Here is a 12,064-nt window from a genome sequence, read left to right on the forward strand (position 1 = left end):
GCATGTTTGTGCGACTGTTTTATACCTTACGCAAATACGGTGTACCGGTATCGACCCGCGAATTGATTGACCTGAATCAGGCAGTTGCTGCAGGTCTGGTCTTTGCCGATCAGGACGAGTTCTATCAGCTGGCCAAAACTGTAATGGTCAAAGACGAGCGCTATTTCGACAAGTTCGATCGCGCCATGAAAGACTATTTTGATGGTATCGCGACCTTTGATCTGGATGACTTGCTAAATCAGGTGCATAAGCTGCCCAAAGACTGGTTCGATCTCGAATTGCTCGAGAAGCATCTGACCCCGGAGCAGCGCGAAGAGCTGAAAAAGGCCGGATCGCTGGAAGAACTGATGAAAATGCTGGAAGAGCGTCTGCGCGAACAGCATAAAAAACATCAGGGCGGTAACAAGATGGTTGGTACCGGTGGCACTTCACCCTTTGGTGCCTATGGCGATCATCCCGAAGGTGTGCGTATTGGCGGGCCGGGGCGTAAGCGTTCTGCGGTGAAAGTCTGGGAGCAGCGTCAATACCGCAATCTGGATGATGAACAGATTTTGGGTAGCCGTCAGATGCAGATGGCATTGCGCCGTTTGCGTAAGTTTGCCCGTCAGGGTGCAGCCGAAGAGCTGGATATTGATGGTACGATTCGTGAAACGGCCAAGCAGGGCATTCTGGATGTGCAACTGGTGCCCGAGCGTCGTAACCGTATTAAAGTTTTAATGCTGTTCGATGTCGGTGGTTCGATGGATGCGCATATTGCCCAGTGTGAAAAGCTGTTCAGTGCGGCGAAAACCGAATTCAAGACCCTGGAATATTTCTATTTCCATAACTGTCTCTATGACTATGTCTGGAAAGACAATATCCGTCGTTCCAGTTCACGCATCAATACCTGGGATTTGTTCAATACCTATGGCCGTGATTACCGCGTGATTGTGGTCGGAGATGCCAGTATGGCGCCGTATGAGCTGAATTCTGTCGGTGGTTCGGTTGAGTATATGAATGATGAAGCTGGACAGGTCTGGTTACAGCGTCTGCGTCAGCATTTTGATAAAACTGCTTGGCTGAATCCGGAAGAAGAAAAATACTGGCATTACACCCATACCATTGGTCTGATCCAGCAGATATTTGAAAATCATATGTTTCCAATGACGCTGAAAGGCATTGAAGACATGACCAAATATCTGGCGCGTTAATTCCATTTATCTATAAGTGACTTTAGCTATAGTTATTAGTGCTTTAAAACAAATTATTCTAGTATAAAGTCACTCATTATCTCTTATTTAAAATTTCAGGCATGATTATGGCTCATCAAATTAATGGTATTGCGTTACCGAATGAAGAGGGTTTTTTTGGTCAGTATGGCGGTCAGTTTATTCCACCCGATCTGAAACAGGCCATGGATGATATTAATGTGGCCTATCAGGAAATTCGTCAGACTGAAGAGTTTCAGAATGAATTGAAAGATCTGTTTGCCCATTATGTCGGTCGCCCAAGTCCTTTATTTCATGCCAAACGTCTTTCTGAACAGCTTGGCGGGGCGCAGATTTATCTGAAACGTGAAGATCTGAACCATACCGGGGCGCACAAGATCAATCATTGTCTGGGTGAAGCTTTACTTGCGAAATATATGGGCAAGACCAAAGTCATTGCAGAAACCGGTGCCGGCCAGCATGGTGTTGCTTTGGCAACTGCATGTGCCTTGGTGGGTATCCCATGTGAAATTCATATGGGGCAAGTGGATATTGAAAAAGAGCATCCAAACGTCGTCAAGATGAAAATTCTGGGTGCCAAGCTGATTTCTGTGACTCGCGGTACAGCCACACTCAAAGATGCAGTCGACAGTGCTTTTGAAGAATATTTAAAAGACCCGAAAAACTACATCTATGCCATTGGTTCGGTAGTCGGGCCGCACCCATTCCCGATGATGGTACGTGATTTCCAGTCGATTATTGGTGATGAGATTAAAGTTCAGGCCAATGAGCGTTTTGGTGCAAATCCTGACTATGTTGTTGCCTGTGTCGGTGGGGGTTCCAATGCAGTTGGCGCATTCACTGCATTTTTAAATGAACCAGATGTGAAACTGGTAGGCGTTGAGCCGGCAGGTCATGGTCTGGATACTGACAAGCACTCAGCAACATTAACTTTGGGTAAGCCGAGCCAGTTACACGGGATGGCCTGTTATGTGCTAGAAGATGAACAAGGCGAACCTTTACCAGTGCATTCAATTGCTTCTGGTCTGGACTATCCAGGAGTAGGCCCGCAGCACAGTCTGTTAAAAGATCTGGGACGGGTAGAGTACACTACAGCAACTGATCAGGAATGTCTGGATGCATTTATGACCCTTTCACGCGTTGAAGGCATTGTGCCTGCACTGGAAAGTTCACATGCAGTAGCTTGGGCCATTCGTGAAGCGGGTAAATTGCCAAAAGATACCAAGATTGTGGTGAACTTATCAGGTCGTGGTGATAAAGACTCAGATTACGTCGCAGAAAAATTAGGTCTCAACTGATTTTATTCAAAATGTTCATATAAAAAATCCCGGTACACGTACCGGGATTTTTTATGCATCAGATATAAAACTTTATCTTGTATCATTTAAGTGATCTTCAAATGCCTTAGAGAAAGCTAGATGATATTTTAACCTGAGATATATTGCTGTAACTGTTCAATTAATTTGCGTTGGTCATCCATGGCCGCTTTGACCAAATCCCCAATTGAAATCAAACCGATCAGTTTTTCATGTTCGACCACAGGTAAGTGGCGTAGGTGGCGTTCAGTCATCAGAGATAAACAGTCTTCTACGCTAGTAGCTGTATTTACGGTAATCACTTTAGAGGTCATGATCTCATTAACAGTGGTGTCGAATGAGGTTCTTTGCATCAGCGCGATCTTACGCGTGTAATCTCGCTCTGACAAAATCCCCACCACGTTGTCTTCATGGGTTACCACAAGCGCCCCGATTCCTTTATCTGCCATCAAGGTGATGGCCTCTAAAACGGTAGAATCTGGACGGATGGTATAAATAGCTTGATGCATTTTTTCACTGAGCACCTGTGCCACATTGGTCATGCTTAATCATCCTTATTGGTTAATTTATTATTAATCCTAGAGTATGTATTCAACCTGAACATCTCTAAGTGTTTAGGTTTTAGTCTTTATAAATAGCATGTTATTTAAGCAATGTGCAGTCTTTGTTGCGAAAAAAACAGATGACGCATCTGTGCAGCAGTCAGTTTGAGTTTGGTTCCATTGGTGTTGAACAGGGCTGGCGTAACATTCAGTCGCGACAGGGTCGGCAATAATGCATTTTCAAAATCTTCAGAATTGATTTTACGCGGGATGTAATCCGGCCAATGCTGCTGGGCATAATTTTTAGCATCCAGCGGATTGAGCCAGAATGGGAAGATACAGTCTTCCTGGTCACGCATCATCGCCCAGCCTTGGTGATATGCGCCCCATAGCTCGCCACAATTCATCAAAGATTTAAGCATCGTGATCTTTAACAGAAAGTTTTTGCAGATCGGATCAATTTGAATAATTTTTCGTGGTTTCATTAGAATAAAGTGCTATTGGAGTTCAGGCTCTATTCTAGGAACTTTATATGAAATTACTGTTTCAGCTTTGCAAGGATTCGTAAGAAAATATGTATTGATTGCTATTTATTGAAAAAAGGGCTGAAAAAAACGCCACCTAGGTGACGTTTCTTTATGCTTGCATGATGGCCATGTTTTGCCAGTACTGGGCTTTGAGTGAATCTCGTTCTACACGGAAACCTTGATAATAAAGTTCTGCTAAAAAGAGCGCTGCTTTACCATGGCCTGCACGAGCGGCTTCTTCAAGCTGTTTTACCGCATCAGCAAAGTTCATTTGCGATTGAATGGTATTCACGGCATCTGCGTACAGATGTTCCAGATCGTGTTGAGAGAGTTGTTGTATCATATAAAAACTCCTTAATTTTAATTATGATTACAGGATAGACTATTTAGTCTAAATACAAATATAAATTAGTATTGTTAAACTAATATTACAAAATAATGGAAAAGTCAACTATTCGATTTTATTTGTTTACTTCAGTTATAGTTTAACTGATTAAACTATACACAACTATAAATATTATTAAGCTACATTGTAAATTGATAGCAAACAATAAGGAGAAGGCCATGATGACAAGAACTTTAGATGGTGTGAAATTTGATATGCCTCCGACTGCAGGTCAAATTATGGAACTTGCCGATTTGCATCGTAAAAAACTCGATCAAGCTATATTCAGTAAATATACCCATCTAGGCGATTATGGGCTGGCACAACGTAAAGAAGTCTACGACTTTACCCGGGCGCTGGACGAAAACCAGCGTGAGCAGTTTTATAAACTCTATAATGGTGAGCTGGTCCGCATTGCAGATGAGGATCGCTTACATCCGCCTGAAGCAGAAGCCGGTTTAAGTAAATTTGCAATTGCACTGGTATTGCTTGTTGTTGCATTGGTGCTGTATTCAACAATTATTACTAGAATAATGAATTAATGCCCAAAATAGCAGGATTCAGCTCTTGTGAATATTCAGTGCGCTGACTTGAACTTATGTAACTGCGACCATACACTACCTCTAACCTGAGGTAGTGTATGTCTATAGATACAGAAAAACTAAGCCAATTTTTCAGCAGAATCAAACTGGAACAGATTTATAACAGTGTGGTTATTTTTATTATTGCGGTCATTCTACTTTTAGCCGCATTTGCTTTATATCGTCCGCTTAGCCTTTCCCAAGTCACCCAGATTCAACAACTGTCTAAACAGCAAAACCTTCCCCAAACCCAAGATATGGCACTCGCCTTGTTAGATCAGCAGCATATCCGTCGTGGGCAGTACCTTAAATTGATGCAGGCTTATCAGCAGGAATCGCTTCGGGCACGTCAGCTTCCGCCGGTCTCTGTGGAGATGCCTTAGGCATAGGATTTGTTGGTAGGTAATAATTGGCATCCCTTAAATTCTGTTCCAAACGCATTTTCAAAGCATTTTGATCCAGTTCTTTATTGACAACGACCAGGGTTAAGCGATCAGGATGAAAATGCTTGCGCACTGCATTTTGTACATCTGCCGCTGTGATTTTAGCCAAGCGTTCTGGATAACTGGATAAATAATCAGTTTGCTCACTATAAAAACCCATATTGCCTAGCTGGGCATTAATGGTGGCATTACTGCTGTAATTATTAGGAAAAGCACGTAACATGCCTGCTTTGGTTTCTTCCAGACGCTGAGTATCAATAGGTTGACTGACAAAGTTGATAAATGCTTGATGTGCGACCTGAATGCTATCTAGCAGTTGATCCTGACGCGTGGAATACTTAAAGCTGAATACGCCCGGTGCCTGACTAAAGCTCAACGAACTATAAGCGCCATAAGTAAAACCACGTTTCACCCGCAGTTCCTGCATCAATACCGCATTAAATCCGCTACCGCCAAACATGCGATTGGCGACCTCTAAAGCCAGTTTATCTTCAGTAAAGCGAGTTGGGCCTAAATGCCCAAAGGTGACATGCGCCTGAGACGAGTTATAGGGTAGATGTACCACTTCAAAACCAGATTGAGTTTCAGGTTGTGGCAATCGCACTGCTTTTTGCCCTTGGGGTAAATTACCGGCAATGCGTTCAGACAGTTCCAGTGCCTGTTTCGGGCTGAGTTTTCCAGTAATGGAAATATTCATATTTTGCGCCACCAAAAACTGATCACGAAATTTTTTCAATAATTCTGCGTTAATTTTCTTGGTACTGCCTTGGGTACCGCTGATTGGTTCTGCATAAGGGTGTTGACCATATAGGGCACGATAAAAACGGATATCCATGAGTCGGCTTGGATTTTCCTGCAGCTGTTTTTGTCCCACTTGGGTATTGCTTAAAGCCAGATTAATGCTGGATGGTTTAAATGATGCATTCTTGAGAACCTCCATCAGCATGCCCAATGCGGGTTCCAGTTTTTCCGGGTCTGAAAGCGTACGCAGACGAACCACAAACATATCCCGATAGGCTTGTACGCTGAATTGTGCTCCGGTTTGGTCAAAAACTTCCGCCACCTGATTGGCGCTATATTTGTCGGTTCCTTCACGCATCAACTTGGCTGCCATATTGGATAGACCATATAGGCCTTTGGCAATTTCCTGATCACGGGCCGAACCGGCATTAAAGGTCAGCTGGATATCTACCATGGGAAGATCTTGCGTTTCAACAAACAGCGTGCGTACTTTGTAGCGATTGTTTAGATCATGAATATAAGGCGCCTGAAAATCCCGTTGCTGATTAATATTTTTTAAGCTTTGCAGCAAAGGGATAGACTGTAACTGACTCGGATTATCATTTTGGTTAGGCTGGGGATCCAGATAGTTTTCTGCATGGGTAGCCGAGCTAAGACTTAAAATTGAAATAAGCAAAAATGAACGAAGTTGAAGCATTATAATCCCCGTTGCTGGGTGTTTTGTTCAGGAGCGAGATAAAGCGTGCTGAGATTTTCACGTACAAAATAGGCGTTTGCGACACGCTGGATATCCTGAATACTGACACTTTCAAAGTGTTTCGGTAATTCATCCATCAGGCGATAACTCAAGCCATTGACCTCCAGATTTCCAATCATTTTGGCTTGTCCGGCAATATCATCCTGGCTATAGATCAAATTGGAAATAAAGCGGGTACTGATACGATCCACTTCCTGTTGGGTCATCGCTGTAGTTTTAAGTAAATCCACTTCATCCTGAATTGCTTGTTGTGCCTCTTGCAAAGAGATGCCCGGCGCAGGTAAGGCAGAAATACCAAACAGGCTGTCGCCGCGATTATAGGGATCATAAGAAACGCTGACAGAGGTCAGAATTTTACGCTCACGTACCAAACGGTCTTGCAGGCGCGAAGAAATGCCACTGTCCAAAAGACTGCGAATAATGGTCAAGGCATAAGCATCTTGGGGGTTTTTGGCAGTGCCAAGGGATTTTACATTCCAGGTCATGTACAGATTGGGCACATGAACATTGCTATTAATCTCCATATGCCGATAGCCTAAGCGTTCAAACTCCAGTACATCATTGCGTGCTGGTGTTGGGCGTGCGGGAATGTCAGCAAAATATTTTTGTACCTGAGCCAAAGCAGCTTCAGATTCTACATTTCCAACAATCACCAGAATGGCATTATTCGGACTGTACCAATCCCGATACCATTTTTTGACATCATTCAACTGAATATTATTCAGAGTTTTCATGTGTCCAATCACCGGCTGACGGTAGTGGCTGGTCGGATAACTGATCCATTTAAACCGTTCAAAGGCTTGCGCACGCGGATTGTCATCGGTACGCTGGCGCCGTTCTTCCATGACGACTTTAATTTCTGGCTCGAAGTCCTGCTGTCGAAGCAGTAAATTACTCATCCGATCAGACTCAAGTTCCAGCGCCATAGGAAAATAGGCCTTAGGATAAAGCTGATAATAATTGGTGTAATTGGTGAAGGTAGCCGCATTGATACTGCCGCCATAAATCCGGCTAAGACGGGTAAATTCATCATTTGGGACTTTATGAGTGCCTTTGAACATCATATGTTCAAGTGCATGGGATACCCCCAGAATATTTCCGGATTCATCACTACTGCCGACTTTGTACCAAATTTGTGTCATTACCATGGGCGCACGATGGTCTTCCCGAATAATGACTTTTAAACCGTTACTTAAAGTGGTTTCAAAAGTAGTCCGTGACAATTCGCTTCGGGTTTGTGCCTGAACCGAGTTAAAACTCAGGCTAAGCAAGACTGCTGCACCGAGTGGATAAAGCGTCTGTTTGATCATTTGCGAGAAAGAGGAGATAGTCAAAAAGGTGATGAACACTAGATCTCCTGAAATAGGCGTTTGTATTTAGAGTTATTTTTAATAAATGCGTGCTTGAAAGCAACCGAGAGCTGTAGCTTTTTGGTATGTTTGTCCAGCATTTGCATTGCTAGCTGCAAAGCAGGCAAGTTATGGTAGAATCTGGGTTTTTAACGCAATGCTTTTCAAGGATTCGGCATGCAACAGCAATCTAATGGGCAAAACAAATTTTTGATTGATGCTGATATCGGAGATGATGATGTCACATTACCGAGCTTACCTGCGGTCAATGTGCCTATCGTAGAAACGCCAAGCGAAACAGCTGTAGTTTCTGCACCTGTCGAAACAGAAACTGAAAATGAAGATTCTGCGGCGAAAGGTGGCTTCTTTAGCCGTATGAAAGTGGGTTTAACCAAAACCCGTAAAAACCTTGCCGATGGGATGGTAAATATCCTGATCGGTGGTAAAGAAATTGATGATGAATTATTAGAAGAAGTCGAAGAGCAGCTTCTGGTGGCCGATATCGGTGTGGAAGCCACCAAGACCATTATCGCTAACCTGACTGAACGTACGGCACGTGGTGATTTGATCTATTCGCATTCACTCTATAAAGCGCTTCAGGAAGAACTGGTGGCTTTATTGGCACCACGGGTAAAACCGCTGCATATTGATCCGAATAAATCGCCTTATGTGATTCTGGTAGTTGGTGTGAATGGTGTCGGTAAAACGACTACCATTGGCAAGTTGGCAAAGCGCCTGCAAGGTGAAGGCAAGACCGTCATGTTGGCAGCAGGCGATACTTTCCGTGCGGCTGCAACTGAACAGCTCCAGATCTGGGGTGAGCGTAATAATATTGCGGTTGTTGCTCAGGGTCATGGTGCTGACTCAGCTTCAGTGATTTTCGATGCTTTTGAAAGTGCGCGTGCCAAAGGTGTGGATGTATTGATTGCAGACACAGCGGGCCGTTTGCATAACAAAGGTCATTTGATGCAGGAATTGACTAAAGTAAAACGTGTAATGCAGAAAATTGATGCCACTGCACCTCATGAAGTGATGTTGGTGGTCGATGCCGGTACTGGTCAGAATGCTATTAATCAGGTCGAGATGTTTGATGAGGCGGTAGGCTTGACGGGCTTAACTATTACCAAACTTGATGGTACTGCCAAAGGTGGGGTACTGTTTAATATCGCCAGTCGTACTCATGTGCCGATTCGCTTTATTGGTGTGGGTGAAAAAATTGATGACCTGCGTCCATTCTCTGCCAAATCTTTTGTTGCTGCATTATTTGAAACTGAAAAATAAATAATGTGCAATGCTTCACATAAACTCCGCCAAGTGCGGAGTTTGTTGTTTTTGGCTGGTTTGAGTGTTGTAAAAACCGACAGTAAAACCACCACTAAATCTGCCCATCTTGATAAAGGCCTTATAATTGTAGGGGATTTTCTAAGCTGATTTGGCTTGTTTTTTGTGGGGTAGAAAATGGCATTGCTAAATAAGATTGGTCAGGTATTAACAAGCGATATAACCAAGGATTTTAAATTTTCAAGAAAAAATAAACTGAATGGTGATTTAGAACTGACTTTTGTCGATCAATTGAAAAAGCGCCGTAGTATCGATCAACTCGGTAAGCGGGTACATTATAGTCAGACTTATCTTGGCGAAATCATTCAGGAAGCAGTGCGCAGTTGCCCTTCGGCTTATGATTCTCAAACTACGCGCATTGTGGTGTTATTTGCAGATTCTCATCATCAATTCTGGGAAATTGTGAAACAGGTACAGCGTCAGCATATGCCGGCATCTATTTACGAAGGAATGGAAATCAAGTTGAATCAATGTGCTGCTGCCTATGGCACGGTTTTGTTTTATGAAGATCAAGCCGTGATTCAACAATTACAAAAGAAAATGCCATTAAATAGTGAAGATTTTCCAGCATGGTCGGAACAAACTTCCGGTATGGCGCAATTTGCTGTGTGGACGACGCTGGCAGATTCTGGCTTAGGGGCATCCTTACAGCACTACAATCCACTGATTGATGAAAGGGTCGCTGAGCATTTTGAAATTGAAAAGAACTGGTTGTTGCGAGCCCAACTTTGCTTTGGATCAATTGAACAAACAGTAGAAGAAAAATTACAAAAACCGGATCAGCATCGTTTCAAAGTATTTAATTAAAAGTTTATAGAACACTTTATATGTGACAGCATGGAAGCTGCGGATAAAATCAGATACAAATACGCTACTCAGATCTAAATCTGATTGTTCTATAAATAAAACACATTGTTATCGAAATGCACCTGTCTTGGGTGCTTAAAGCACGTAATATAACTTTATCGATTTTCAAATAACCAAAATATACAGAGGTGGGTTCATGGCATTTTTAGATCAAATCAAACAACGCCGTAGCATTTATTCAATTGGAAAAAATGTAGATCTGGATCAAGCAGAAATTGAGAAAATCATTAAAGATGCGGTGAAGCACAGTCCGTCATCTTTTAACTCGCAAACCTCGCGTGTGGTGATTTTATTTGGTCAATCACATGATACCTTCTGGCATATTGTACGTGAAACTTTACGTGACCTTGTTTCAGCAGATGCATTTGAATCAACTAATAGCAAGATCAATGCTTTTGCTGCAGGTTATGGTACCGCACTGTTTTATGAAGATCAGAATGTGGTGAAGTCGATGCAGGAGCAGTTCGCACTCTATGCCGATAACTTTCCGGTCTGGTCTGAGCATTCTTCCGCTATTGCACAGTTTGCAACCTGGACCGCTTTGGCAGAAAAAAATATCGGTGCCTCATTGCAGCACTACAATCCAATTATTGATGAAGAAGTTGCACAAACTTTCGAAATACCATCTCACTGGAAGCTTCGCGCTCAACTGGTATTTGGTTCGATTGAAGCTCCTGCAGGGGAAAAAACCTTTATGGATGATGCAGAGCGCTTTAAGACCTTTGCATAAATAATTTTAGATTAAAAAGTAGATTTAAAAGAAGCACGTTGATGCTTCTTTTTTATGTCTTCGAGTTGTATTTAGATGTGATGTAATATGTCTAGCCAAATAAATGCTAAGAACACAGGCTGTATCGCTCCAGCTTTTGTCATAAGATTGTCATTTAGACGCGGCATAGTGCAGCTAATTTTTAATAAACAACCAAAAATGAGTATAGGATATGGGTTTACGTATTGCGGCAACTGCAGCAGTGTTTCTGTTTAGCACACCAGTTTTTTCGGCAGTGACCGTCACAGTACCTGAAGAAATAAAAATTGTTGCCGTAAATGATCAGGAGGTGAACTCGGGTCTATTGCGTTCTAATCAGACTTATAGCTTGGATGCAGGTGTAAATGCGATCAGTGTACGCTATAACGAATTTTTCCAGCATTCAGACAATTCACATGACATTTTAAAGTCAGGTGTTGTTACGGTAAAAACACCCAGCCTTAAAGATGGTGAGACTTATCGTTTAGCACTCATTCAGGCGCCTAAGGATTTTGATGCAGCGCAAAAATATAAAGATCAGCCCATTATTGGTCTATATGATGCAAAAAATCAGCTCTTAGTCCAGCAGACGGGCGCTAAAGATGCAGCGAAACCATGGTTTGGAAATCGAGTGTTGACTAAAAAAGTGGATTTGACAACTCAAGCTGCGACAGAAGTTAATCAACCGGCAGCTATATATACTCAGTCAGCAGAACAGAATGATCAGCAGCTGATTCAATTATGGCAGAAGGCTTCTAAAGCTGAGCGTCAAAAATTTATGACTTGGCTCGCTGAGCAGGCAAATTAAAATATTTTGATGAAGAATCAAAAAGATCACTATTAAAGTGATCTTTTTTTTATAAGATGAGGGCTAGAAAATTAACATTTGCTTAAACTTTTCATGTGGAATTAGCTAGAAAAATGCAAAAAAAGTGTTAAAAATAGCCTTTTAGATTAAAAAATAAACGCATGATTGGTTTTTTTGAATATTTTTAAGAAAAGCCCTTGCGCTCGTTTTGAAACTGTATAAAATACGCAGCACACCAACGCAATGCATGAAACGAAACGTTAAGTGATTGGGTTGGAGCTTGAAACTGACGAGGTTTTAAGAAGATCATTAAGAGATTATGAAGAACAACTTGTGTGGATTTTTACTGGTTGATTGATCGAAATTATTTTCATTGATTGATGGTAGAAATTACTCGAAGTTTATTTGAGAAATATTTGTCAGAAAATTGATGAGCCAAGATTGGCACCCT

13 protein-coding genes are annotated in these 12,064 nt (G+C 42.3%); 8 read left to right on the forward strand and 5 right to left on the reverse strand.

Annotated features, from left to right (window positions below; genetic code table 11):
• Window positions 1-2: 2 nt before the first annotated feature.
• Both F891_RS06285 and trpB read left to right on the forward strand, forming a co-directional pair.
• Window positions 3-1,190: a vWA domain-containing protein gene (locus F891_RS06285; RefSeq protein WP_005262764.1), complete on the forward strand. Its 1,188-nt coding sequence runs from the start codon at window positions 3-5 to the stop codon at window positions 1,188-1,190.
• Window positions 1,191-1,297: 107 nt separating this feature from the next.
• Entirely contained in the window at window positions 1,298-2,506 is a 1,209-nt protein-coding gene (gene trpB / locus F891_RS06290) for a tryptophan synthase subunit beta (protein ID WP_004278689.1), read from the forward strand.
• A gap of 128 nt (window positions 2,507-2,634) precedes the next feature.
• Here the strand turns inward: trpB and F891_RS06295 are convergent, their stop codons facing one another.
• The 3 genes from F891_RS06295 to F891_RS06305 form a co-directional block, all read right to left on the reverse strand.
• Window positions 2,635-3,066, reverse strand: a complete 432-nt coding sequence (locus tag F891_RS06295) for a CBS domain-containing protein (RefSeq protein ID WP_004278688.1) — start codon at window positions 3,064-3,066, stop codon at window positions 2,635-2,637.
• Between the two features lie 104 nt (window positions 3,067-3,170).
• Window positions 3,171-3,551 carry a DUF2750 domain-containing protein gene (locus F891_RS06300; RefSeq protein WP_004278687.1) on the reverse strand — a complete coding sequence of 127 codons (381 nt, stop codon included), beginning with the start codon at window positions 3,549-3,551 and terminating at the stop codon, window positions 3,171-3,173.
• Between the two features lie 151 nt (window positions 3,552-3,702).
• Window positions 3,703-3,936 carry an SEL1-like repeat protein gene (locus tag F891_RS06305; protein WP_005262765.1) on the reverse strand — a complete coding sequence of 78 codons (234 nt, stop codon included), beginning with the start codon at window positions 3,934-3,936 and terminating at the stop codon, window positions 3,703-3,705.
• Between the two features lie 224 nt (window positions 3,937-4,160).
• On the opposite strand from F891_RS06305, the gene F891_RS06310 reads away from it, so the two are divergent.
• On the forward strand, window positions 4,161-4,520 hold the full coding sequence (locus F891_RS06310; protein WP_004278683.1) for a hypothetical protein: 360 nt from the start codon (window positions 4,161-4,163) through the stop codon (window positions 4,518-4,520).
• 98 nt (window positions 4,521-4,618) lie between these two features.
• Window positions 4,619-4,942, forward strand: coding sequence for a hypothetical protein (locus tag F891_RS06315; protein WP_005262766.1), 324 nt, complete (start codon window positions 4,619-4,621; stop codon window positions 4,940-4,942).
• On the opposite strand, the gene F891_RS06320 is transcribed toward F891_RS06315, so the two are convergent.
• Together F891_RS06320 and F891_RS06325 are read right to left on the reverse strand one after the other, a co-directional pair.
• Entirely contained in the window at window positions 4,866-6,440 is a 1,575-nt protein-coding gene (locus F891_RS06320) for a M16 family metallopeptidase (RefSeq protein ID WP_005262767.1), read from the reverse strand. The genes F891_RS06315 and F891_RS06320 overlap by 77 nt on opposite strands.
• A complete protein-coding gene (locus F891_RS06325) occupies window positions 6,440-7,849 on the reverse strand; it encodes a M16 family metallopeptidase (protein ID WP_005262768.1) in 1,410 nt (469 codons plus the stop codon). Before F891_RS06325 ends, F891_RS06320 begins: the two co-directional genes overlap by 1 nt.
• A gap of 177 nt (window positions 7,850-8,026) precedes the next feature.
• On the opposite strand from F891_RS06325, the gene ftsY reads away from it, so the two are divergent.
• The 4 genes from ftsY to F891_RS06345 all read left to right on the forward strand — a co-directional run bounded on the left by ftsY (window position 8,027) and on the right by F891_RS06345 (window position 11,613).
• On the forward strand, window positions 8,027-9,130 hold the full coding sequence (gene ftsY / locus F891_RS06330) for a signal recognition particle-docking protein FtsY (RefSeq protein ID WP_004278679.1): 1,104 nt from the start codon (window positions 8,027-8,029) through the stop codon (window positions 9,128-9,130).
• Between the two features lie 177 nt (window positions 9,131-9,307).
• A complete protein-coding gene (locus tag F891_RS06335; protein ID WP_004645250.1) occupies window positions 9,308-9,997 on the forward strand; it encodes a nitroreductase family protein in 690 nt (229 codons plus the stop codon).
• Window positions 9,998-10,193: 196 nt separating this feature from the next.
• Window positions 10,194-10,787 (forward strand): nitroreductase family protein, encoded by a 594-nt coding sequence (locus tag F891_RS06340; RefSeq protein WP_004731228.1) that lies wholly within the window; start codon window positions 10,194-10,196, stop codon window positions 10,785-10,787.
• A 211-nt stretch (window positions 10,788-10,998) separates the two neighbouring features.
• Window positions 10,999-11,613 carry a DUF2057 family protein gene (locus F891_RS06345; RefSeq protein ID WP_005262769.1) on the forward strand — a complete coding sequence of 205 codons (615 nt, stop codon included), beginning with the start codon at window positions 10,999-11,001 and terminating at the stop codon, window positions 11,611-11,613.
• The last annotated feature ends 451 nt before the right edge of the window (window positions 11,614-12,064 follow it).

Source organism: Acinetobacter sp. CIP 101966 (genome assembly GCF_000369725.1).
Classification (GTDB): Bacteria; Pseudomonadota; Gammaproteobacteria; order Pseudomonadales; family Moraxellaceae; genus Acinetobacter; species Acinetobacter lwoffii_Q.